The 23,276-nt window shown below is 35.1% G+C and carries 23 protein-coding genes; 6 read left to right on the plus strand and 17 right to left on the minus strand.

Annotated features, from left to right (window positions below):
* Positions 1-202: 202 nt before the first annotated feature.
* The 5 genes from ACZ0AH_RS00830 to ACZ0AH_RS00850 form a co-directional block, all read right to left on the minus strand.
* Complete coding sequence (locus ACZ0AH_RS00830; protein WP_463474005.1) at positions 203-325, minus strand: FeoB-associated Cys-rich membrane protein; 123 nt, start codon at positions 323-325, stop codon at positions 203-205.
* A gap of 6 nt (positions 326-331) precedes the next feature.
* The gene (gene feoB, locus ACZ0AH_RS00835) at positions 332-2,431 is read right to left on the minus strand and encodes a ferrous iron transport protein B (RefSeq protein WP_463474006.1); all 2,100 of its coding nucleotides are present in this window, start codon (positions 2,429-2,431) and stop codon (positions 332-334) included.
* Positions 2,431-2,670 (minus strand): FeoA family protein, encoded by a 240-nt coding sequence (locus ACZ0AH_RS00840; protein ID WP_456315189.1) that lies wholly within the window; start codon positions 2,668-2,670, stop codon positions 2,431-2,433. The genes feoB and ACZ0AH_RS00840 overlap by 1 nt, the downstream gene beginning before the upstream one ends.
* A gap of 104 nt (positions 2,671-2,774) precedes the next feature.
* Entirely contained in the window at positions 2,775-3,440 is a 666-nt protein-coding gene (locus ACZ0AH_RS00845; RefSeq protein ID WP_463474007.1) for an SCO family protein, read from the minus strand.
* Positions 3,441-3,814: 374 nt separating this feature from the next.
* Positions 3,815-4,738 (minus strand): DMT family transporter, encoded by a 924-nt coding sequence (locus tag ACZ0AH_RS00850; RefSeq protein WP_463474008.1) that lies wholly within the window; start codon positions 4,736-4,738, stop codon positions 3,815-3,817.
* Positions 4,739-4,940: 202 nt separating this feature from the next.
* Between ACZ0AH_RS00850 and ACZ0AH_RS00855 the strand changes: the two genes are divergently transcribed.
* Together ACZ0AH_RS00855 and ACZ0AH_RS00860 are read left to right on the plus strand one after the other, a co-directional pair.
* Positions 4,941-7,001: a M13 family metallopeptidase gene (locus tag ACZ0AH_RS00855; RefSeq protein WP_463474009.1), complete on the plus strand. Its 2,061-nt coding sequence runs from the start codon at positions 4,941-4,943 to the stop codon at positions 6,999-7,001.
* A gap of 156 nt (positions 7,002-7,157) precedes the next feature.
* Complete coding sequence (locus ACZ0AH_RS00860; protein WP_463474010.1) at positions 7,158-9,218, plus strand: M13 family metallopeptidase; 2,061 nt, start codon at positions 7,158-7,160, stop codon at positions 9,216-9,218.
* A gap of 46 nt (positions 9,219-9,264) precedes the next feature.
* Here the strand turns inward: ACZ0AH_RS00860 and ACZ0AH_RS00865 are convergent, their stop codons facing one another.
* From ACZ0AH_RS00865 to hemA, 12 genes are all read right to left on the minus strand, one after another.
* Entirely contained in the window at positions 9,265-9,717 is a 453-nt protein-coding gene (locus ACZ0AH_RS00865; protein ID WP_463474011.1) for a GyrI-like domain-containing protein, read from the minus strand.
* 85 nt (positions 9,718-9,802) lie between these two features.
* Positions 9,803-10,204 (minus strand): c-type cytochrome, encoded by a 402-nt coding sequence (locus ACZ0AH_RS00870; protein WP_463474012.1) that lies wholly within the window; start codon positions 10,202-10,204, stop codon positions 9,803-9,805.
* A gap of 2 nt (positions 10,205-10,206) precedes the next feature.
* Entirely contained in the window at positions 10,207-11,199 is a 993-nt protein-coding gene (gene hemB, locus ACZ0AH_RS00875; protein ID WP_463474013.1) for a porphobilinogen synthase, read from the minus strand.
* A gap of 103 nt (positions 11,200-11,302) precedes the next feature.
* A complete protein-coding gene (locus ACZ0AH_RS00880; RefSeq protein ID WP_463478077.1) occupies positions 11,303-12,190 on the minus strand; it encodes a fructose bisphosphate aldolase in 888 nt (295 codons plus the stop codon).
* Between the two features lie 72 nt (positions 12,191-12,262).
* Positions 12,263-13,204 carry a DUF4421 family protein gene (locus ACZ0AH_RS00885; RefSeq protein WP_463474014.1) on the minus strand — a complete coding sequence of 314 codons (942 nt, stop codon included), beginning with the start codon at positions 13,202-13,204 and terminating at the stop codon, positions 12,263-12,265.
* Between the two features lie 150 nt (positions 13,205-13,354).
* The gene (hemF, locus tag ACZ0AH_RS00890; RefSeq protein ID WP_463474015.1) at positions 13,355-14,278 is read right to left on the minus strand and encodes an oxygen-dependent coproporphyrinogen oxidase; all 924 of its coding nucleotides are present in this window, start codon (positions 14,276-14,278) and stop codon (positions 13,355-13,357) included.
* Positions 14,268-14,819, minus strand: a complete 552-nt coding sequence (locus ACZ0AH_RS00895; RefSeq protein ID WP_463474016.1) for a GNAT family N-acetyltransferase — start codon at positions 14,817-14,819, stop codon at positions 14,268-14,270. The genes hemF and ACZ0AH_RS00895 overlap by 11 nt, the downstream gene beginning before the upstream one ends.
* Before the next feature lie 3 nt (positions 14,820-14,822).
* Positions 14,823-15,200 (minus strand): hypothetical protein, encoded by a 378-nt coding sequence (locus ACZ0AH_RS00900; RefSeq protein ID WP_463474017.1) that lies wholly within the window; start codon positions 15,198-15,200, stop codon positions 14,823-14,825.
* A gap of 464 nt (positions 15,201-15,664) precedes the next feature.
* Positions 15,665-16,690 (minus strand): uroporphyrinogen decarboxylase, encoded by a 1,026-nt coding sequence (gene hemE, locus ACZ0AH_RS00905; RefSeq protein ID WP_463474018.1) that lies wholly within the window; start codon positions 16,688-16,690, stop codon positions 15,665-15,667.
* 122 nt (positions 16,691-16,812) lie between these two features.
* Entirely contained in the window at positions 16,813-17,487 is a 675-nt protein-coding gene (locus ACZ0AH_RS00910; RefSeq protein WP_463474019.1) for a uroporphyrinogen-III synthase, read from the minus strand.
* Entirely contained in the window at positions 17,487-18,410 is a 924-nt protein-coding gene (hemC, locus tag ACZ0AH_RS00915; RefSeq protein WP_463474020.1) for a hydroxymethylbilane synthase, read from the minus strand. The genes ACZ0AH_RS00910 and hemC overlap by 1 nt, the downstream gene beginning before the upstream one ends.
* A gap of 172 nt (positions 18,411-18,582) precedes the next feature.
* A complete protein-coding gene (gene hemA / locus ACZ0AH_RS00920; RefSeq protein ID WP_463474021.1) occupies positions 18,583-19,833 on the minus strand; it encodes a glutamyl-tRNA reductase in 1,251 nt (416 codons plus the stop codon).
* A 227-nt stretch (positions 19,834-20,060) separates the two neighbouring features.
* On the opposite strand from hemA, the gene ACZ0AH_RS00925 reads away from it, so the two are divergent.
* The 4 genes from ACZ0AH_RS00925 to ACZ0AH_RS00940 all read left to right on the plus strand — a co-directional run bounded on the left by ACZ0AH_RS00925 (position 20,061) and on the right by ACZ0AH_RS00940 (position 23,263).
* Positions 20,061-20,933 carry a helix-turn-helix domain-containing protein gene (locus ACZ0AH_RS00925; protein ID WP_463474022.1) on the plus strand — a complete coding sequence of 291 codons (873 nt, stop codon included), beginning with the start codon at positions 20,061-20,063 and terminating at the stop codon, positions 20,931-20,933.
* Between the two features lie 204 nt (positions 20,934-21,137).
* A complete protein-coding gene (gene hemH / locus ACZ0AH_RS00930) occupies positions 21,138-22,151 on the plus strand; it encodes a ferrochelatase (RefSeq protein WP_463474023.1) in 1,014 nt (337 codons plus the stop codon).
* Positions 22,152-22,162: 11 nt separating this feature from the next.
* Positions 22,163-22,714 (plus strand): hypothetical protein, encoded by a 552-nt coding sequence (locus ACZ0AH_RS00935; RefSeq protein ID WP_463474024.1) that lies wholly within the window; start codon positions 22,163-22,165, stop codon positions 22,712-22,714.
* Positions 22,715-23,263 carry a CopD family protein gene (locus ACZ0AH_RS00940; RefSeq protein ID WP_463474025.1) on the plus strand — a complete coding sequence of 183 codons (549 nt, stop codon included), beginning with the start codon at positions 22,715-22,717 and terminating at the stop codon, positions 23,261-23,263.
* Positions 23,264-23,276 lie beyond the last annotated feature (13 nt).

The following is a 23,276-nucleotide window of genomic DNA, read 5'->3' on the forward strand; positions in this document are numbered from 1 at the left end:
ATTAAGGTATTTTTTCTGCGTATAAAAAAAACGGATTAAAATCCGTCCGTAAAAATATATTCCGAGCCGAAGGCTCTTTAAAGCTTTGCGATCTTCAACAGACAATTATCAAAAAAACTTTGCGTAACTCTGCGAATCCTTTGCGCAACTCTGCGGTAAAATCTTAGCAACTTAGAACCTCAGAACCTCAGTACCTTTCCTTCTAAGAACACCCACAATTTCCATCACCGCAATCTTTTTTCTTTTTAGATTTCCAAAAGAACTTGTTGATCAAAAAACCAACGGCGATAAATAATATAACAAAGGCAATAATTTCTTGTACCATGATTGTTTATTTTAGAAGTTGATACGCCAAAAGCGCAACAAAATAGGCAAGACCACTCATTAAGAAAAGCTGCATCGCCGGCCATTTCCATGAGTTGGTTTCTTTTTTAGTAATGGCAAGCGTACTGGCACATTGCATGGCGAAAGCGTAGAATAAAAGTAAAGATATTCCCGAAGCAAAATTAAAGATCTTTTTACCAGTTTCCGGATTTATCTCTTCCTGCATTTTGCTTTTTATGGTGGCTTCGTTATCGCTGCTTCCAACGCTGTAAATGGTGGCAAGAGTTCCCACAAAAACTTCACGGGCGGCAAATGAACTTATAATTGCGATACCAATTTTCCAGTCGTAACCCAAAGGCGAAATAGCAGGTTCAATGGCTTTACCCATAATTCCGATATAAGAATTCTCCAGTTTTTGAGACGCCACTTCGTTTTCGAATGTTACTTTGTCCAGAGGTTTATCAACAAATTTTTCTTTTATGATAGTTTCTGCTTCGTTAAAATCTTTTCCGGGTCCGTAAGAAGCCAAAAACCATAAAATAACAGATATTGCTAAGATAATTTTACCTGCACCAACAACGAACGCTTTGGTTTTTTCAACCACATTAATACCAACGTTTTTGAAAAGAGGCAATTTATAACTTGGCATTTCTACCACGAAATATGTTTTGGTATTAAATTTCAGAATTTTATTCAGAATATAAGCGGAAAGAATCGCAGTTCCAAAACCTAATAAATACAATAACATCAAGGCTAATCCCTGCATATTTAATATTCCAAAAAGGCGTTCATCCGGTATGACCAAAGAGATGATGATTGTATAAACCGGTAATCTTGCTGAACAGGTTGTAAACGGCGTTACCAGAATAGTAATCAAACGTTCTTTCCAGTTTTCGATGTTTCGAGTTGCCATAATCGCCGGAATTGCACAGGCAGTTCCTGAAATTAATGGCACGACGCTTTTTCCGGAAAGCCCAAATTTGCGCATGATTTTATCCATCAAAAAGACGACACGGCTCATGTATCCGCTTTCTTCCAAAATGGAAATAAAGAGAAACAAAAAGGCAATTTGCGGAATAAATATAATAACACCGCCAATTCCCGGCACAATTCCCTGCGAAAGTAAATCAGTAAGGATTCCGCTTGGTAATTCCTTCGCAACCCAAGTACTTAACGATGCAAAAGTGCTGTCAATAAAATCCATCGGAATAGTTGACCAGCTAAAAATCGATTGAAAAATGATAAATAAAATCGCCAGAAATATCACATAACCCCAAAACTTATGTGTTAATACGCGATCAAGTCTGGCTCTGATGTCTTTTGCCATCGTGGCATCGACTTTTAAACCTTCTTTTAAAACATCATTGATAAACTGATATCTTTTGATGGTTTCTTTTTGCTGTAAACGCTTTAATTCAGAATGTGATTTGGTAAAAGTGCTCCTGATTTCATTTCGATCTAAATTCGAAAAGTTTACATCCTGCGTAATGACCAGCCATAATTTATATAAAAGCTGGTTCGGGAAAGCGTGTTTTAATTTTTCAAAATACGCCGTATCAATAACTGAAGCATTCAAACAAGGTTCATGCGGAAGTGTTTTGTATGAAACAATAAGTTCCTTTAAATAATCAATTCCCAAACCTTTTCGGGAACTTACTAAAGCAATTTTGGTTTGAAGTTTTTCTTCCAGATACGGAATATACAAAGTAATTCCTTTGCTTTCCATACGATCTGACATATTAATGACAAGAATCGTTGGAATTTCAAGGTCTTTTATCTGCGTGTAAATCAGTAAATTTCGTTTTAGATTTTCAACATCAGTTACAACAACGGCTACATCAGGATATAATTTGTCGTTTTTGTTCAATAAAAGTTCAATTACAACACTTTCGTCCATCGAACTTGCATTCAGACTGTACGTTCCGGGTAAATCCAGAATGTTAGCTTTTATATTGTGTGGCAATTTAGAGAACCCAATTTTTTTCTCAACCGTAATTCCGGGATAATTTCCAACTTGCTGATTTAAACCTGTAAGCTGATTAAAAACGGAAGTTTTTCCGGTGTTTGGATTTCCAATAAGGGCAACATTTATATTTTGAATGCTCATTACAAATTGGTTTTGATAAGTTCAACTTCAATTTCGCGAGCAGTTTCAATACGAATCGCGACGTGTGAGCCATTAATATCCAAATATAAAGGATCTCCAAAAGGAGCAATTTGAAGCAATTCGACCAAGTTGCCCGGCAAACAACCCATTTCTAATAATTTTAAAGGAATCAAATCGATATCAAAATCTTTGATAATGGCTTTTTCGCCTTTTTTCAGGGTGTGAATTGTAGTTTGCAAGCTTATTTAGATTGAATTTAGATTGCAAAAATAGGCAATAAATCTTTATTCAAAGGCAATTAACAGCTTTGTTTATGCCAAAATTTACTTAAATAAGCCAAAACTTACTCATGACATAAGAAATCAATATCTTCCAAAAGACGTTTTATATCTTCTTTGTTCGTTCCGTCATAGAATCCGCGAACGCGTCGTTTTTGATCTACCAAAACAAAATTCTCGGTATGAACCATATCATACAACTGATCTGGACGACCTAATTTTACCGCCAGATAAGATTTTCTGGCCATGGTGTAAATTTCTTTTTTATCGCCGGTAACCAGATTCCATTTGCTGTCAACAACATGGTGTTTTATAGCATATTCCTTAAGAACCGGAATACTGTCAACCTCAGGAAAAACAGTGTGTGAAAGCAACATTACCTTCGGATTATTTAAAATTGCTTTTTGAATCTCTTCGAGATTTGTTGACATTTTTGGGCAAATTGATCCACAGGTCGTAAAGAAGAAATCGGCAACATAAATTTTTCCTTCGTAGTTTTTCTGGGTAATAGTATCTCCGTTTTGATTTACAAATTTAAAGTCAGCAATTGTGTGGTATTTGCTTTTGTATTGTATCGTACTGTCAACTAATTCTGGGTTTACATCAGCAGGATTATAGATTGGCAAAGTTTTTTGTGGCTTTAAAGCCGAATAAAATAAGGATATAGTGACAACCGAAAAGACAATTAAAACAATAAAGAATTTGCGGTATTTGTATAAAAACGATTTCATATGAAAAATTTGGTGCAAAAATACAAAAAGCACTTTCTAAAAACTGTAATTATGATTGTTTTTAACAGGTTCTTCTGTTGATTGCGAAATTGGCACACGGATGACGCGGATTCGCTTTGCGAAAACACAGATTATACAGATTTTTTATTTTTGTAGCTTTATAAGATTGGCGATTTACTTTGCGGGTCTTCGACTTCGCTCAGACTGACAATAGGAACTTCAAATCTCACAGCGACAATAGTAGCTTTGAAAACTTTGCGCCTCTGCGAGATTAATAATTAGAAAGAAATCCGTATAATCTGTGTTTTCGCAAAGCGAATCCGCGTCATCCGCGTGCCATTTCGCATTAAAAAGACCGCAATAAATATTAATCTTTATTTTTTAATCTTTCGGATAGATTTATTCACGAGATATAATCCCATTAAAGTTACGGTAACTCCAACAACAATAGCCTGACTAAGAGGTTCGCCAAAGAGGAAAAAGGCCAAAATAATCGCCACGATCGGATTTATATACGCATAAATACTGCTGATTTCTGTTGGAAGATGTTGCAGCGTATAAATAAAAGCAACAAAAGTTAAGATTGAACCAATAATTACCAAATAGCCAATTGCCCACCAGGATGTTAACGGAATTTCGATTAATGAGATATTCATTCCCGCAGCTTCGGTAATTCCAAAAAGAATAAAACTCGAAAGCAGCATTTGCAATCCCAAGCTAAAATAGGGGTTAAAACTCGCTGCTTTTTTCTTAGTGTGTAAAATTCCGAAAGCCCACGTAATAGTCGAAACTATAGATAAGAAGATTCCAAATTGAAAATCAGGCCGCAGGAAATCGCCTAAATGATCCATAAAAATAATACAGATTCCGCCAAAGCAAATTAACAATCCGGTTACGGCCAATTTTGCAATACGTTCGCCCTGAAAGAAACAAATAATAACAATCCAGATTGGAAAAATAGCGCCAATTATGGCTCCCAATCCTGAACTAATATATTGAACGCCCCAGGTACTTAAACCATTACTGCAGCAAAAGTTTAGAATCGCCAAAATCAAGATCGTGCGCCATTGTTTGCCTTTTGGCCAGGGTTCCCTTTTTATAATAAAATAACCAACATATAAAATTCCCCCAACAAACTGACGAATCATGGCCAATTGTAAAGCCGGCATATGTTTTACACCTTCTTTTGAGGCCAGCCAGGTAGTTCCCCAAAAAAAGCTAACCCAGCATAAAGCCAAGATTGGTAATCCTATAGCTTCGACTCTTCCTGAAAAAACACTCTGTATTTTTGCTCTCACGATTGTTGTTTTTCTTCAGACAAATATTCCGAAAACAATTTCACATATCTGCTAAAAAAGAGAGATTTATGTATGAATTGTTTTAATGTTTGCGATCAATTATTTGCATTAGAAAATGAACCCCAAATTATTGCTAAAATTTTAACATAGAGTTCCAAATATTAACAATACGTTTGTAGATACACAAAAAATACACTCGAAAATGAACAAACAGCTTACCAAACCCTTATTTTGTGTCTTTTCTGCAATGTTAACATTTACTGCAGTTAAAGCTCAGGATACAACTTCAAAAGAACCGGGTATTAATGTTTCGTATATGAATACGAAAATTAGTCCAAGTCAGGATTTTTTCCAATATGTAAACGGAACCTGGCTAAGTAAAACTGAAATTCCAAGTGACAGAACAACTTGGGGAAGTTTCAATGAATTAATTAAAAAAACAGACAAAGATGCAATGGCAATTTTGAAGGATGCTTCAAAAAATCCAAAGTATAAATCGAATACGGATCAAGGTAAAGCGGTGAGTTTGTTTAATACTGTTTTAGACACAGTTGGAAGAAACAAAAGAGGAATCGAACCTTTAAAACCCTATTTGAAGAAAATTGATGCGATAAAAAATGTTGCTGATCTTCAAAAATATTTGGTTGAAATGGAACCTGAAGGAGGAAATGACTTCTTTAGTATTGGTATTGGTGCCGATGATAAAAACAGCTCTAAGAATTCTGTAAGTCTTGGAGTAAGCCGTTTAGGATTGTCTGATAAAGATTATTACACATCAGAAGATAAAGATTCTAAAGAAAAACGTGCTAAATACGAACTTCACGTTGCAAGAATGATGCAGTTTATTGGAGAATCTCCTGAAAAAGCAAAACAAAGCGCTGCTGAAATTTTGGCTTTAGAAACTGCTTTATCAACTCCAAGATTAAATCGTGTTGAAAGCAGAGACAGCCGTCTTCAGTACAACCCAATGACAGTTGCTGATCTTCAAAAATTAACTCCGGCCATTAAATGGGATGCTTATTTTACGGGTCTTGGCCTGGCAAAATTAGATACTGTTGTAGTAACGGAGCCAAAGTATATGAAAGCATTGCAGACTATTTTTACAGAAAATAAAGTTCCGCAATGGAAGGAATTATTGAAATGGACTTTGCTAAATCGTTCAACATCACAGTTAACAACTGAAATTGAATCAGCAAGTTTTGACTTTTACAGCAAAACATTAAGAGGTGCGATTAAACAATTGCCTCGTGAAGAAAAAGCACTGCAAGTTGTAAACGGAAGTATTGGCGAAGCACTTGGTAAATTATATGTTGAAAAAGTTTTTCCTGCTGAAGCAAAAGCCAAAGCAACTGATATGATTCATAATGTGATTTTGGCGTACCAAAACCGTATTAATAATTTAACATGGATGTCTGCTGAAACGAAAGTGAAAGCCATCGAAAAATTAAATAAAATTACCATTAAAGTAGGTTATCCTGATAAATGGAAAGATTATTCGGCTCTTGAAATTAAAGGTGTTGCCGAAGGTGGAAGTTATTTTGAAAACGTACGTAACTTATCAAAATGGGATTTCAAAAAAGGAATTGAAAAACTACACAAACCTGTTGATAAAACAGAATGGGGAATGTCACCGCAAACTGTAAATGCGTATTACAATCCATCTTATAACGAAATTGTTTTCCCTGCTGCGATTTTGCAACCGCCATTTTATAATTATCAAGCTGATGAAGCTGTAAATTATGGTGGAATTGGAGCTGTAATCGGGCATGAGATTTCTCATGGTTTTGATGATTCTGGTGCACGTTACAATTCAGATGGAAATCTTGTTGACTGGTGGACTGCTGATGATTTGAAACAATTTACTGCACTTGGTACTGCACTTGCAGATCAATATAGCGCTTTAGAACCGTTACCGGGAATTCACGTAGATGGTAAATTTACTTTAGGTGAAAACATTGGTGATTTAGGAGGAATAAATGCTGCTTACGACGGATTACAATTGTATTTGAAAGCACACGGAAACCCTGGTCTAATTGATGGATTTACGCCGGAACAAAGATTCTTTATTTCCTGGGCTACCGTTTGGAGAACCAAAACAAGAGACGAAGCAATAAAAAGTCAGGTAAAAACAGATCCGCATTCTCCGGGAATGTACAGAGCGTATGTTCCTATTCAGAATGTTGATGCTTTTTATGACGCTTTCGGAATTAAAAGCGGAGATAAAATGTTTGTAAGTCCAGATAAGAGAGTTAAAATCTGGTAATATAATATTAATAAAATGGCGCTAAATAGCGCCGTTTTTGTTTTAAGAATTAAAATATCTGCTTTCATTTCATCACAATCTCAAATGAATTATTGAAAATTTGTAACAAAATGTTTCAAATTGACACCAATGTGTATATACTAAATACTATAAAAAATGATAAAACAGCTTAACAAATCTGTGTTTTGTGCATTTTCAGCAATGCTTTGCTGCGTTACTATAGAGGCGCAAACCGCAAAACCTAAAGAACCCGGAATCAATCTAGCCAATATGGATACGAAAGTAAGTCCGGGACAGGATTTTTTCCGTTATGTAAATGGAGCATGGTTAGACAAAACCGAAATTCCAAGTGATAGAAATTCCTGGGGAAGTTTTAATGAATTACGTCAAAAAACAGATAACGATGCTCTTGCCATTTTAAAAGAAGCTTCTAAAGATCCTAAGTACAAATCAAATACAGATCAGGGTAAAGCAATTGCTTTGTTTAATACGATTATGGATACTGTAGGGCGTAATAAAAATGGAATTAAGCCACTTCAGCCTTATTTGAAGAAAATCGATGCAATTAAAAATGTAACTGATTTACAAAATTTCTTTATCGAAATGCAGCCTCAGGGCGGAATTGGCTTCTTTGGCGTTAATGTAGGTGCAGATGCAAAAAACAGTAATAAAAATTCGGTTAGCTTAAGTCCGGGAGGTTTAGGATTATCTGATAAGGATTATTATAATGCTGATGATAAAGATTCAAAAGAAAAACGTGAAAAATATGAAGTACACGTTGCCAGAATGTTGCAGTTTCTTGGAGAATCTCCGGCAAAAGCAAAAGAAAGTGCGAAACAAATCCTGGCTTTAGAAGTTGAACTATCTGCTCCAAGATTAGACCGTGTGGAACGCAGAGACCGTAGAAAACAATATAATCCAACGGCTATTGCCGATTTAAAAAAGAATACTCCTTCAATTCAGTGGGATAAATATTTTACCGGAATTGGAATGATGAAAATTGATACCGTAAATGTATCGCAGCCCCGTTATATGATTGCTTTAGAAAAGACTTTAACGGAAAATAAAGTAGAAACCTGGAAAGAATATTTAAAATGGTCCTTGTTAAACAGAAGTACTTCAACTTTAACTACAGATATTGAAAATGCCAATTTTGATTTTTACGGAAAAACTTTAACAGGTGCATTAAAGCAGCGTCCTCGTGAAGAAGTTGCCTTGCAGGTAATCAACGGTGCAACAGGGGAAGCTTTGGGAAAATTGTATGTAGAGAAATTATTTCCTGCTGAAGCAAAAGATAAAGCAAAGAATATGATCTCTAATGTAATGTTGGCTTATGAAAACAGAATCAATGCTTTGTCCTGGATGTCTGCAGAAACTAAGACAAAAGCAATTGAAAAGTTGAAGAAACTGACCATTAAAATTGGATATCCTGATAAATGGAAAGATTATTCTAAACTAGAACTTAAAAATGTTGCCGAAGGCGGAACTTATTTTGATAATTCCAAAAATATAGCAAAATGGGCTTATGCAGAAAGTTTGGCTAAATTGGGCAAACCGGTTGATAAAACAGAATGGGGAATGTCTCCACAAACGGTAAACGCTTATTTCAATCCGTCTTATAATGAGATTGTTTTTCCTGCGGCGATTTTACAGCCACCTTTCTACAATTACCAGGCTGATGAAGCTGTAAATTATGGTGGAATTGGAGCTGTAATCGGACATGAGATTTCTCACGGATTTGATGATTCCGGTGCGCGTTACAACGCAGATGGAAATCTTGTAGATTGGTGGACAGCTGATGATTTGAAACAATTTACAGCACTTGGTACACAGCTTGCAGATCAATATAGCGCTTTAGAGCCGTTACCGGGAATTCACGTAGATGGTAAATTTACTTTAGGTGAAAATATTGGAGATTTAGGCGGAATAAACGCTGCTTATGACGGATTGCAATTGTATTTGAAAGCAAATGGAAATCCGGGTTTAATCGACGGATTTACGCCGGAACAACGTTTCTTTATTTCCTGGGCAACAGTCTGGAGAACAAAGTCACGAGATGAGGCAATAAAAAGTCAGGTTAAAACAGATCCGCATTCACCGGGAATGTACAGGGCAGTTGTTCCAATCGAGAATGTAGATGCTTTTTATCAGGCTTTCGGAATCAAAAAAGGAGATGCAATGTATGTTGAACCAGATAAGAGAGTTAAAATCTGGTAATATTATATGAATAAAAAACGGCGCTAATGTAGCGCCGTTTTTGTTATTATCGATTTATTGCGATGAAAATATCAACTTCTGCATTTTCAGGATTCTGTGCTTTCTCTCCGTAAATTTCAAAATCTGAAGTAAAACTTCTGTCTAAATCTGAATTCCAAATTTTCATCCATTCATTAAAAACAATGCCTTCATTGAGATTTCCCTTTGCAGTGAATTTTTCGTAAGTCGCTTTTTCAATAGTCTTGCCTGTCATTCCTTCGGGAATAAAATCTAAACTTTCTACCTGACAACCCAAAATAGTTGTATAAGGTTTAGTATGATCTTCTTCATATTCGGTGTAAACAGAATAAACTGAATTGTCTATTTTGTTTGGAATTTGCTCAAGAATTCCTTCTGCTATAAACGTGTTCCAAAGAGCCGGAATATCTTGTCCTGATTGTCCGTTTTCGTTAGTGGTTCTAACCGAAATTCCAATAATGTTGAATTTTTGAATATCCATTTTGCTTAAATTATTTTATTTACTCCAAATTTATAATGGAGCTGTGACAACAGTATGTCAGCAGTAATTAATATAATTTAAGATATTACTTTGCGTTGCTGTAAATGTAAGCTTCAATTGCTTTTAATTCTTCATCAGACATTGCCTGGGTTACCGGAAAATTAGTTTTCATAACCGCAAACTGACTCGGATCAACGATTGGATCTGCATTTCCTTTCAGGAATGTTACAATATCACCTTTTTTGTCTTTGTATGTTTTTCCAATTTCCTGAATACTCGGGCCAATTACTTTTTGATCGACCTGATGACAGGAAATACAATTTCCTTTTCCTTCAAAAATATCTTTTCCTAAATCTTCCGGTGTTTTGGCTTTCGCCGATTCTCCTTCTGAATATGATTCTGTTGTGCTTTGATTTGGATTCTCAGTTGCTTCTTTTTTACAAGAGGCAAATGCTAAAACGGCTGATAAGAATAGTACTTTTTTCATTATTATTTATTTAAGATTACTGCAGCCTCTTTAGCAAAATAAGTAGAGATAATACTGGCACCAGCACGCTTAATGCAATATAGTTGCTCTATCATAATCTTGTCGTGATCTAACCAGCCTCTTTCTGCTGCGGCCTTTACCATAGCGTACTCACCAGATACTTGGTAAACCGCAACCGGAACATGAACGGCGTTTTTTACCTCACGAACAATGTCCAAATAGGCCATTCCAGGTTTTACCATTACGATGTCTGCTCCCTCTTCAACGTCTAATAATGCTTCGCGAATTCCTTCAATTCGGTTTGCATAATCCATTTGATACGTCTTTTTATCTTTCGGAATATTCAAAGAATCTACCGGAGCAGAATCTAAAGCATCACGAAAAGGACCATAAAATGCCGAAGCATATTTAGCACTATAACTCATGATTCCTACATTATGATGTCCGTTCTCTTCTAATGCTTTTCTGATGGCGAAAACACGTCCGTCCATCATGTCACTTGGCGCTACAAAATCAGCTCCGGCTTCTGCATGACTTAAACTCATTCGGGTTAAAGCATCAACAGTTGCATCATTTACCAATTGGCCATTTTCGATAATTCCGTCATGACCATAAATCGAATACGGATCAAGAGCCACATCAGGTATTACAATCATTTCCGGAACGGCATCTTTTATCGCGCGAATAGTTTGTTGCATTAAACCATCTTTATTCCAGGCTTCAACGCCTTTATTGTCTTTTAGGTTTTCGCTTACTTTTACGTAAATATTAACCGCTTTGATTCCTAAATCCCAAGCTTCTTTTACTTCCTTTATCGTGTTATCTAACGAATGACGATAAATTCCTGGCATTGACGGAATAGCAACTTTTACGTCTTTTCCTTCAGCCACAAACATAGGAAGCATAAAATCTTGTGGGCTTAAACTTGTTTCACGAACTAAGGAACGAATAGATTCATTGGTTCTTAAACGGCGGTTTCTTTGTAATGGGAACATTGTTTTTTTGTTTAAAGTTTCAGGTTTCAGGTTTTACCCTGAGATTATAAATTGTTGATTTACTAGTTTGTAAACGCGGTTATATTTTTTTGCTTTAATTATTTTATGTAATAGAAGCTTCGTAAATGGCCGCAATGGTTTTGCCTATTTTAGTGTCAAACTCATCTTCTGACTGATTAGCAAAAAGCCCTTCAGATAATGCTCGTGAGAAACTGGCAATTAACCCGTGGTTTTGCGAAAGTTTATCGTTGGCTTCATCTTGTCCATATCCACCAGATAATGCTACAACGCGCACTACATGTGGATCCGACATTAATTCCTTATAAAAGTCATTCACAGTTGGAATCGAAAGTTTTAGCATCACTTTTACATCTTTGTCCAATAAACTAAGTTGTTTTTTGATTTCTGCTTTTAAAATTTCTTCTGATTTTTCTTTATCAGCACTATAAATATCAACCTCAGGTTCAATAATTGGAATAAGTCCTTTTTCAAATATTTGTAAACCAACTGCAAATTGTTGCTCAACAACAAGGCGAATTCCATCAGCATTTGCTTCTTTAATAACAGAACGCATTTTAGTTCCAAAAACATTTCGTTCTACAGCGCGTGTTAATAATTCATCTAAACCGGAAATAGGTTTCATAATTTGTACCCCATTTGCCAGGTCAGCAAGTCCTTTGTCGACTTTCAAAAACGGAACTATGTTTTTCTTCTCCCATAAATAATCGGCAGTCCATTGTCCGTCAATTTTGCGGTCCATTGTGTTTTCAAACAAAATAGCACCCAGAATATATTCGCTGTCAAAGGCAGGACTTTTAATAATACGGGTTCTCATTTCATGGACAAGGGTATACATTTCTTCGTCATTCGAGAAACTGCTTTCATCAACGCCATATTGCGATAATGCTTTTGGTGTACTTCCGCCACTTTGATCTAACGCAGCAATAAATCCTTTTCCGGAATGCATACGGTCTAATTGTACCGTATTTATAGTTCTATTTCCCATAATATTTTATTTTACATTTTAGCCCCGATAGCAATCGGGATTAGATTAATTAAATATTTACAAACCTGTTTTTTGGTTTACTTTTTCATAAACCTGTTTTACTTTGCTTGGAGGGTCAAATCGATATCCAATACTAAGTTTTAAAGTTGATATGTTGTCATCCAATCGTTCTTCTGCTTCATCGTCCTGAGCAAAATTAATAGTGTTTAAACTCGCATAAGCAAAAAAACGATCTGTATTATAAGCCAGCTTTAAATTGAGGTCTAATTGATACACTGCTGAGGTATCTCCATCAATGTCATTAATTCCGGCTCCAAGTGCAATTCCTGATCCAATTAAAAAGCGATCACTAATTACAAAATTATAAAAATAGGAGGGGGCCAAAGAAAATACATAAATATCTCCATTTGAAGAGTTTGGTTCATTGTTTAAATTCAAATTAGTGTAGTAAAATGAGAAGCTCGGAATAAAACTTCCTGAGCTCTTTGTCTGCCATTCATTTTGATTGACTAATGTTTTATACGAGAATTTATCATTAAAAACATAAGAAGTTGATCCGCCAATTTTAGTGGTTCGCATTCGCGGAAAAGAAACCTGAAAACCTTCTTCACTGGCATAAAACCCCTTTTGATTGATAAAAGTGAAAGATTGCATCCATTTTTTATAATAGAAGCGGGTATTAAAACTAAATAGTTTAGAATCTGAATTGTCTTTGTTTACATCAAAAAATTTAGGGGAAAATCCAAAACTGATATCCACAAATTGATAGTTTACGCTTACGCCTAATTGTTCCTGACGATTCGGAACCAATTCGATATATTTCTTTTTACCTTCAGAATTAAATCCAATCTCAAAATTGTTGGAAGTATCCAGATAATAAAGACTAGTCGTTATTTTATCATTATACGATTTAAAATACGGATTTTGAAGCGAATCCTTTTGAGCAAAACACCCAAAAACGCTTCCCAAAAACACTATATAAATCAGTTTTAGATTCATTTCTTTATTTTAAATAGACTACCAAAGTTTAAAAAAAAGGATTCATTCAAATAATCTCATATTATTTGAGAAATGAATGATTTTTAGAAACGTCTCTAAATTACGATTTAAATCTATGTTTCTATGTATTAAATGAATATTTGATTCATTCTAAACCCAATCTATTGGTTTTTCTAACACATTCACTAATTTCTCTTCGTCACTTCCTGCTTCAGCATGATGATCATAAACCCATTGAACGTGTGGTGGCAAACTCATCAAAATACTCTCGATTCTTCCGTTGGTTTTTAAACCAAATAATGTGCCTTTATCGTGAACCAAATTAAATTCGACATAACGGCCACGACGGATTTCCTGCCAGTTTCTGTTTTCTGGCGTATATTCTAAATCTTTTCTTCTTTCCACAATCGGAACATAAGCTTCTAAGAAACTATTACCAACTTCAGATACAAAGTTGAACCAATCTTCCATCGACATTTCGTCATTTGCTTTGCAATAATCAAAGAACAAACCGCCAATTCCGCGTGCTTCATTTCGGTGTGCATTCCAGAAATAAGCATCACATTGTTTTTTATATTTTGGATAAAACTCAGTATTATGTTTGTCACAAGCGGTTTTACACGTTTGATGAAAGTGTATTGCGTCTTCTTCAAACAAATAATAAGGCGTTAAATCTTGTCCGCCGCCAAACCATTGCTCGATTATTTTTGGGGAACCTGTACTGAGCGAAGCCGAAGTATCGTACATTTCAAAATATCGCCAATTGGCGTGTACCGTAGGAACCATTGGGTTTTTCGGGTGTAAAACCAAACTTAATCCACACGCGAAAAAATCTGCTTCGCCAACGCCAAACATCTTTTGCATCGCTTCCGGTAATTTCCCGTGAACGGCTGAAATGTTTACTCCGCCTTTTTCAAAAACAGTACCGTTTTCAATAACGCGTGTTCTTCCGCCACCGCCTTCCGGGCGTTTCCAAAGATCTTCACGGAATTTTGTTGTTCCGTCAACAGCTTCTAATCCGTCGCAGATTTGGTCTTGTAACTTTTGTATGTATGCGTAAAATTTATCTTTCATGAGTATTATATTCTGATTTGAGTAATCCAAAATAAACGACATCTTCTAATGTTCCGTCACCACTTTTGAATTCTTCCCGTAATATTCCTTCTTGCTTAAAGTTGTGTTTCAAGGCAATTTGTTGACTTGCTTTGTTGATTTTTGAAGTGCAGATAAAAACCTTGTTCATGTTTAAAGTACTGAAACAAAAATCTAATGTCTCTGAAACCATTTTTGAGGTGATTCCTTTTCCTTGAAAATCTTCATCAACAAAATAACCCAATTCGCATTTTGCTTTTTGGTTATCGATGCTTTTGATACATAAATAACCAATTAAAGTGTTGGTTTTTATATCTCTGGGATAAAAATAATATCCTTCTCCGAGATTTTCTTTATCTTGATTGAAAGCGATAAACTGCTTTGTTTTTTCTAAGTCCAAACAATGTGATAAGGTAACTGGAAAAGTTTTTTCGATATGGGTTTTATTCTTTTCGATGAGGTTGTAAAACTCTTCCGCAAGAATATTGTTAATCGTTTCTATTTTCCAATCAATGATATCCATTGTTTATTTGTTTTTAGCCGAAGCAATTTTAGCATTTATTCCAAAAGAAAAAACCTTGCTTTCCTGCTGGATATATTGGTAAATGGCCAAAGCTTTATCTTCAAAATTATAGTTTTCGACTTTTGAAAAATCCATCAAAAAATCAGCAAATTGCTCTAATTGATTGAAATCTAAATGACGTCGAACTAATAACGTAATCAATTCGTCATTTTGATATTCTACTAAACTTTTAATATTTAAACCGAATTCTTTTAATTGATTTTCAATATCAAACTTTGCATCGTCTGTAAAAGGTTGAGGTATAAAGTCAAGTGATCGCAATGTTTTCAGGACATTGTCAATTCTAATCGCTTCTTCGTCTCTTAGGCCTTTGTTGAGCATTTTAATTTGTGATTAATTCGATTCAAAATATACCCGATTATCTACTGTTGATTGAATATAGATAAATATTATTAAAAGGATTATGGTTGGAAGCCAGGTTAATCCAATAAGTTTAAAGTACAATGACTGCCTTTTAATTTTATTATAGTCGATATGTGCCAGAATGTAAAAAGTATATAACAATGGTGACGCTAAGGAGCCAATGGTATAAATAAACATCTCGAACATTTGCTTTTCGCCCGACAAATAATAATTATGAAAAACAAAAGAACTAATAACATTATACCACCAGATTATAAACAAAAAAAGAACAAGTATATTAAATCCGATAAAATTTGGACTAACTTTTTCAATTTCAGAATCAATGTTCTTTTGTGTCATAATATATGATGGTTTAAGCCATGGTTTTCAGTTGCAGTTTTCAGTTTCGAGTGAGACTAAAAACTGCGACTGGAAACTGTATACTATTGCCCGTATTCTTTAACAGCGTCAATAAACGCTTTCGCGTGATCAACAGGGATATTTGGTAAAATTCCGTGACCTAAATTTACGATATATTTATCTTTTCCGAATTCGTTGATCATTTCGTGAACCATCTTTTTAATTGTTGGAATTGGAGAAAGTAATCTTGACGGATCAAAGTTTCCTTGTAAAGTAATGTTTCCACCAGACAAATAACGTGCGTTTCTAGCCGAACAAGTCCAGTCTACACCAAGAGCCGAAGCTCTACTTTTTCCCATTTCGCCAAGAGCAAACCAACATCCTTTTCCGAAAACGATAACCGGAGCGTGATCAGCCAAAGCCTCAACGATTTGGTTGATGTATTTCCATGAAAATTCCTGATAATCAACCGGAGAAAGCATTCCTCCCCAGGAATCAAAAATCTGAACGGCATCAACTCCCGCTTTTACTTTTTCTTTTAAATATAAAATAGTTGTATCCGTAATTTTTTGTAATAAAGTATGTGCTGCAGCCGGATTTGAGAAAGCGAAACCTTTTGCAGTATCAAAACTTTTAGAACCTTTTCCTTCAACCGCATAACAGAAGATTGTCCATGGCGAACCAGCGAAACCAATTAATGGCACTTCGTCGTTCAGCATTTCCTTAGTCAATTTAATAGCATCCATTACGTAACCTAAACTTTCCTGTATATCCGGAACATAAACTCTGTGAACATCTGCCAACGAACGAATTGGATTTGGTAAAAACGGACCAAAATTCTCTTTCATCAAAACTTCGATTCCCATTGCTTGCGGAACAACCAGAATATCTGAAAATAAAATAGCCGCATCTGGAGCAATTCTGCGAATCGGTTGCACGGTGATTTCTGCTGCTAATTCCGGAGTCTGACAACGGGTGAAAAAATCGTATTTATCACGCAAAGCAATAAATTCCGGTAAATATCTTCCGGCTTGACGCATCATCCATACTGGTGGACGTTGAACAGTTTCTCCTTTTAATGCTTTTAAAAATAGGTCGTTTTTTAACATTTTTTTGTTGCTTTAGGCTTTAAGCTTTAGGCTTTAAGCGTTGTTTTCTGTTTTATTATTTGCTTACGGCTTAAAGCCTAAAGCGTATTGCTATATAAATTTTTGTGCTTATGGCCTAAGGCTTAAAGCTTATTGCTGTATTCAACAATTACATCTTCAATCACGTCTTCAACCGTTGGCTGATCTGCAATAATGATGTTTTTTGTAATTTTATGTAAAGCTTCTGCGGTGGTTTCTCCAATGCAAAAGCACTTTTCTTTCTTAATCGTGTTGTCTTTCAAATAACTTTCAACGCCGGAAGGACTAAAAAATAAAATCCCGTCAACGGCAGTTTTTATTTTCTGAGGCGTTAATGCCGTATCATAAACCTGAATTTCATTAAACTTCACGTCGGCATCTTTTAATGCTTGCGGTAACGTTTCTCTACGAAGATTTCCGCTGAAAAAAGTATAACTTTCGTTGCGATAAATTAAAGTTATGATTTCGGCTAAATCTGAAGCATAACCTGTATATGCCACAACATTGAATCCGCTTTCAGATAAAAGGATTTTGGTTTTTAAACCCACACAAAAGACATTTTTACTTTTAAGTTTTTCCGAATTTGGATCAGCTAAAACGCTGTGAACCGCATTTTGACTTGTAAAAATCAGATTTTCGTTAATGTCTTTTAATTCGAAAGATTTGTTTTGGGTTTGAATAAAATCAGCTTCGAGAACTTCAAGATTGGCTTTTACCAATGCTTGTTTTTGCTCGCCCGACAGCTTTTTTGTAGATAATATTTGAATTGATTTTGCCATTATTTTTTTAGAGATTCTTTAATTGACGCCATCAATTCAGTTCCGCCGTTATTTAAAATTTCCTGAGCAGCGAAAAACCCTAGTTTTTTCCATTCTGAAATGTCAACCGTTTTCTCAATTTCGAGCTTTTGTTTTCCATCTACAGAAAGTAAAACACCTTGAAAATGCAGCGTATCTTCGGTTTCATTATATTTTACCAAAGCCCCGATTGGCGCGGTACAGCCGCCTTCCAGCGTTCTTAAAAACTGACGTTCGATATAAGTACAAATTTCAGTTTCAATATGGTTTAATTGAGAAAGTGCGTCTAAAGTATAATTGTCATTTTCCATCGCCACAACTAACATTGCTCCTTGTGCCGGCGCCGGGATCATCCAATCAAGATCGATATAATTTCCTGGTTTAAGGTTAATGCGCTCCAATCCTGCAGCGGCAAAAACAGCTCCGTCCCAGTTATTGTCTTGTAATTTTTGCATGCGTGTGTTTACATTTCCACGTAAATCAACTACAGTATGATTTGGGTATTTATTAAACCATTGTGCCTGACGACGCAAACTGCCGGTTGCAATCGTACTTGGATTTGCGAAATCAGGATTTCCCTTATGAACTAAAATATCCAAAACATTGGCTCTTTCTAAAACCGCAGCCTGAACAATACCTTTTGGTAAAGCCGTTGGAACATCTTTCATCGAGTGAACAGCAATATCAACACTACCATTGATCATGGCAATGTCTAAAGTTTTGGTAAAAATTCCTGTGATTCCGAGTTCATACAGCGGTTTGTCAAGAATAATATCGCCCGTAGATTTTACCGCAACAATTTCGGTTTTATAACCTAAGTCGTTAAGTTTTTTCTCGACAGTGTGTGCTTGCCAAAGTGCCAATTCGCTATCGCGAGTTCCTATTCTGATTGTTTTTTCAGCCATTATTTATATTTAAAACCAAGGTTTTATGTTTTTTTTTACCATTAAGATATTAAGTTAGTTAAGGTTGCGTTTGTAGACACAAAGCTTACTTTCTCTTAAATATTTAATGATTCTCTTTCATGATTTTTCGCCCACAAAGCTTAATTAACTTAATATCTTAATGGTAAAATATTTAGGATGCTTTTATTTTAAAGACTTTTTCGATCCATTCGATGCTTTCATCGACCATGGTATCGTCGTCTTTTAAGTGATTGGCAAAATGTGTAGTGATTTTCTGGATAATTCTGTTGCTGATGATTTCAGCTTGAGCTTCATTAAAATCTGCAATTTTTCTGCTTTGAAAATCTAATTCCGAAACTTTAATTGCGTTTAGTTTTTCTTTTAAAGCATTGATGGTTGGCGCGAATTTTCGGCCTTTCATCCAAACTACAAATTCTTCTTTGATTTCTTCAATAATCGCCTCGGCAGCAGGAATGTGTAATTTTCTATTCTCAAGAGTTTCATCTGTCAATTGCGACAAATAATCCATGTGAATCAAGGTTACGCCTTCTAATTCCTCTACATTTTCATGCACGTTTTTTGGAATTGACAAATCCAAAATCAATAAAGGTTTTTTTAGATTCAGAATTGCTTTGTCAACTGTTGGGTTTTGAGCACCTGTAGCAACCACAACAACATCAGCATTTTGAAGTTCCAAGTGTAACTCCGAATAATCTTTAACAATTAAATTTAGTTTTCCGGCCAATTTCTCAGCTTTATCTTTCGTTCGGTTAATTAAAGTAATATGTTCGTTTTTAGTATGTTTTACAAGATTCTCGCAAGTATTTCTTCCGATTTTCCCGGTTCCGAAAAGTAAAATATTCTTATTACCAATATCTTCTACATTCTTAATAATATATTGTACCGAAGCAAAAGAAACCGAAGTTGCTCCGGAACTGATTTCTGTTTCGTTTTTGATCTTTTTGCTCGCCTGAATTACCGCGTTTACTAATCTTTCTAAAAAAGCATTCGCTAAACTCATAGATTTAGAATGAGCAAAACTGGTTTTAATTTGGGATATAATTTCAAAATCGCCCAGAATTTGACTGTCTAAACCAGTTCCTACGCGAAACATATGATTAATGGCTTCTTGATTTTTATAAACAAATCCCACTTTCTGAAAAGCGTCAACAGATCCGTTACTATTATCACAAATAAGTTTTATTAATTGAAATGGGTGTTCTGCAAAACCGTAGATCTCGGTTCTGTTACAAGTCGAAGTGACAATTAAACTTTCTATTCCTTCTGTTTTAGCTTGTTCCAGCAAACGCGTTTTGGCAATTGCATCCAAACTAAATTGACCTCTCACCTCAGCATCAGCTTTTTTATAACTCAGACCAACTGAGTAAAAATATAAGTGTTTCGGTGCGTTATTGTTTTCCATAAATTCACTTTCATAAAAGTGCAACAAAATTATCATTATACTGTTTACAAAAGTAACGCTCAAAGTACTTTTTGTATCGCTGCATGTTTTTTTGTTTCCAAACGACTGTTTTTATGCAAAAAGAAGTATTTTTGTAGCAAAATCAATTGGTTAGAATTGTTTTGTTTAGAGTGATTCTAAATAACATTCTTCGCTGGATCTGATTTTTGTTTCAAAAAAATATCGCTATGAGTTCTCAAGAAATTATAAAAATTGAAGACGACTTTACGCTTATCCGTTTTCAAAACGACAGTCCGGAATCTTTTTTTGGACAGCATGAAGTTGGTAGTGGCCTGATACAGTTTCACTTCGGAATAAAAGGGAATGCAAAATTCTTGTTCAATCAAGGCACTTATGCTTTGGATTTGAAAGAAGAAAAATCGCTGCTTTTGTACAATCCGCAGAAAGAATTACCACTCAATTTAGAGTTGGCTCCAAATTCGTGGGTGATTTCTGTAATTGTATCGATTAAGAAATTTCACGCGTTGTTTTCTGCAGAAGCAGACTATATTACTTTCTTAAGTCCGGATAATAAGGACAAAAAGTATTATAACGAAGGAAATATAAGCCCATCGATGGCGATTGTTTTGAGTCAGCTGTTTCATTATAACTTACATCCATCCATAAAAAACCTGTATTATAAAGGGAAAGGATATGAATTATTAAGTTTATATTTTAACAGAACAGAGGATCCAAACGCAGAACAATGTCCGTTTTTGATTGATGAGGATAACGTTCTGAAAATCCGAAAAGCCAAAGAAATTATCATCGCTAATATGGCTGAACCGCCGGGATTACAAGAATTAGCTGATGAAATTGGTTTGAATTTGAAAAAACTCAAAATGGGTTTCAAACAAATTTACGGCGATACGGTTTATGGTTTTCTTTTTGATTACAAAATGGATTTCGCCCGAAAACTTCTCGATAGCGGATCTTATAATGTAAACGAAGTAGGGTTGAAAATTGGCTATAGCACCGGAAGTCACTTTATTGCGGCATTCAAAAAGAAGTTTGCCACAACTCCCAAAAAGTATTTAATGTCGATTAATACTAATGTTTAAGTTTTTTCGCCACAAATTTCACAAATTAGCACAAATTAATCTGCTGAATCTGCAAAATCTGCGAGAGAATATCAATTTTATATATCAGAACATAATTAAAAAGTAACATTTATCATATTTCCAAAAAGCAGCAATTTCTACTTTTGACGAAAATTAAAAACAAAAGCTTAAAGCCTAAAGCTTAAAGCCTAAAGCAAAAAAATAATGAAAGGCGTATTATTAGTAAACTTAGGATCTCCAGAAAGTCCGGAACCAAAAGATGTAAAACCGTATTTAGACGAATTTTTAATGGATAAATACGTGATTGATGTTCCGTATTTATTAAGAGCCTTTTTAGTTCGTGGTATTATTTTAAGAAAAAGACCAGAAGAATCAGCACACGCTTACGCGAAAATCTGGTGGGAAGAAGGTTCTCCGTTAGTGGTTCTTTCTGAAAGAATGCAAAAAAAAGTCCAGCCTTTAGTACATGTTCCGGTTGCTTTGGCAATGCGTTACGGAAGCATGACGATCGAGAAAGGACTTCAGGAATTGCACGAAAAAGGTGTGACCGAAGTAATGCTTTTTCCATTATATCCGCAATACGCGATGGCGTCAACTTTGACCATTTTAGTAAAAGCAGAAGAAATTCGCAAAAAGAAATTTCCTCATATGACTTTTACAGATGTGCCTGCGTTTTACAACAAACCAGATTACATCAAAAACTTGGCCGATTCCATTCAGAAACATTTAGTAGGTTTTGATTACGATCATTTGTTATTCTCATATCACGGAATTCCCGAACGTCATATTCGTAAAACCGATGTAACCAAATCACATTGTAAAATTGATGGTTCTTGTTGCAGCACACCTTCGCCGGCGCACGATTTCTGTTACCGTCACCAATGTTATGAAACCACAAAACAAGTCGTAAAATTATTAGGACTTCCTGCGGATAAATACAGTCTGACCTTTCAATCGCGTTTAGCGGGAGATAAATGGTTAGAACCTTATACTGATGTTGAAATTGATAAAATGCCAGCAAAAGGAATCAAGAATTTAGCAGTTGTAACACCAGCTTTTGTATCTGATTGTTTAGAAACGCTGGAAGAAATCGCTATGCGCGCCAAAGAAGATTTCGAGGCAAAAGGAGGAGAGAATTTCTTAGCAATCCCGTGTTTGAACGATGATGATGAATGGTGTCAGACAGTTAGTAACTGGATTAATGATTGGGCTAAATAATTAATTTATAAATGAATAAAGTAAAATATTTTTCGATTTTGTTTTTGACTCTGGCAGTTTTAGTTGGATGCAAAAAAAGAGACACTTTTGTAAATAACAGTTTTTCTGATAAAACATTTAATTGGACCATTACGATTCCGGATGATTATGAAAAAGGCAATACCAAAAATAATCCAAATTTAATTAAAAGAAAAAATGCTATAGTTGCCTTTAAAAAAGATGAAAAGAATTATTTTTTGGCAAATTATGACGATTATTCCGGAGATGCACGATCAGTTGATTTAAAGATGAGATTGAAAGATTTTCTTCTTTTAAAGGATATTGGTCATATTTATCCGAAAGCTCAAATGGGAAATTACGCAGTTGGCAGCGAGAATATTTCAGGTTTGGAATTTAGAAAATCACAAATTTCAATAACAGAAGAAGGAAAAACAGTTGCGACAGCAGTGATTTTTTCAAGACCTTTTAAGGATAAAATCTTTATTGCTTCAGTAATATATGAAAATGAAGATTACGGTAAGGCTATGCTTGATCTTTTTATACAATCTACATTTAAAAAATAAATGGAATATTATAACTACTTAAAATCATTACATCTAATTTTTGTAATCACTTGGTTTGCAGGTTTGTTTTATATCGTTCGCTTATTTGTGTACCAAATTGAAGCCAACGAAAAACCATCTCCTGAAAAGGAAATCCTGCAAGCGCAATACAAAATAATGACCTACCGTTTGTGGTATATAATTACTTGGCCATCTGCAGTTTTGGCAAGTATTTTTGCTTTTTGGATGCTGCTTTTTACCGATTTAGGAAATGCCTGGCTCAAAATGCCGTGGATGCACGTAAAATTGTGTTTCGTTTTCTTATTGTATTTGTATCATCTAAAATGCCATCAAATATTCAGGCAATTGCAAAATGACGAAGTAAAATATTCCAACAATTTTATGCGTTTATGGAATGAAGGCGCCACAATTATACTATTTGCCGTGGTCTTTTTAGTAGTTTTAAAAAGTGCCATCAACTGGATCTTCGGCGTAATCGGGATCTTTTTATTCTCAATTATCATTATGCTGGGATTCCGTTTTTATAAAAGAATTAGAGAGAAAAAATAGTATTCAGTTGCAG

This window comes from Flavobacterium sp. AC105, assembly GCF_979258495.1.

Excerpts from the sequence above, each read along its gene's own strand:
- ACZ0AH_RS00925 (WP_463474022.1), top strand. The coding sequence starts at position 20,061 with ATGAGTTCTCAAGAAATTATAAAAATTGAAGACGACTTTACGCTTATC.
- ACZ0AH_RS00900 (WP_463474017.1), bottom strand. The coding sequence starts at position 15,200 with ATGCTCAACAAAGGCCTAAGAGACGAAGAAGCGATTAGAATTGACAAT.
- ACZ0AH_RS00935 (WP_463474024.1), top strand. The coding sequence starts at position 22,163 with ATGAATAAAGTAAAATATTTTTCGATTTTGTTTTTGACTCTGGCAGTT.
- ACZ0AH_RS00860 (WP_463474010.1), top strand. The coding sequence starts at position 7,158 with ATGATAAAACAGCTTAACAAATCTGTGTTTTGTGCATTTTCAGCAATG.
- hemF (WP_463474015.1), bottom strand. The coding sequence starts at position 14,278 with ATGAAAGATAAATTTTACGCATACATACAAAAGTTACAAGACCAAATC.
- hemB (WP_463474013.1), bottom strand. The coding sequence starts at position 11,199 with ATGTTCCCATTACAAAGAAACCGCCGTTTAAGAACCAATGAATCTATT.
- hemA (WP_463474021.1), bottom strand. The coding sequence starts at position 19,833 with ATGGAAAACAATAACGCACCGAAACACTTATATTTTTACTCAGTTGGT.
- ACZ0AH_RS00885 (WP_463474014.1), bottom strand. The coding sequence starts at position 13,204 with ATGAATCTAAAACTGATTTATATAGTGTTTTTGGGAAGCGTTTTTGGG.
- ACZ0AH_RS00830 (WP_463474005.1), bottom strand. The coding sequence starts at position 325 with ATGGTACAAGAAATTATTGCCTTTGTTATATTATTTATCGCCGTTGGT.
- feoB (WP_463474006.1), bottom strand. The coding sequence starts at position 2,431 with ATGAGCATTCAAAATATAAATGTTGCCCTTATTGGAAATCCAAACACC.
- ACZ0AH_RS00910 (WP_463474019.1), bottom strand. The coding sequence starts at position 17,487 with ATGGCAAAATCAATTCAAATATTATCTACAAAAAAGCTGTCGGGCGAG.
- ACZ0AH_RS00845 (WP_463474007.1), bottom strand. The coding sequence starts at position 3,440 with ATGAAATCGTTTTTATACAAATACCGCAAATTCTTTATTGTTTTAATT.
- hemC (WP_463474020.1), bottom strand. The coding sequence starts at position 18,410 with ATGGCTGAAAAAACAATCAGAATAGGAACTCGCGATAGCGAATTGGCA.
- ACZ0AH_RS00870 (WP_463474012.1), bottom strand. The coding sequence starts at position 10,204 with ATGAAAAAAGTACTATTCTTATCAGCCGTTTTAGCATTTGCCTCTTGT.
- hemE (WP_463474018.1), bottom strand. The coding sequence starts at position 16,690 with ATGTTAAAAAACGACCTATTTTTAAAAGCATTAAAAGGAGAAACTGTT.
- ACZ0AH_RS00895 (WP_463474016.1), bottom strand. The coding sequence starts at position 14,819 with ATGGATATCATTGATTGGAAAATAGAAACGATTAACAATATTCTTGCG.
- ACZ0AH_RS00940 (WP_463474025.1), top strand. The coding sequence starts at position 22,715 with ATGGAATATTATAACTACTTAAAATCATTACATCTAATTTTTGTAATC.
- ACZ0AH_RS00855 (WP_463474009.1), top strand. The coding sequence starts at position 4,941 with ATGAACAAACAGCTTACCAAACCCTTATTTTGTGTCTTTTCTGCAATG.
- ACZ0AH_RS00865 (WP_463474011.1), bottom strand. The coding sequence starts at position 9,717 with ATGGATATTCAAAAATTCAACATTATTGGAATTTCGGTTAGAACCACT.
- hemH (WP_463474023.1), top strand. The coding sequence starts at position 21,138 with ATGAAAGGCGTATTATTAGTAAACTTAGGATCTCCAGAAAGTCCGGAA.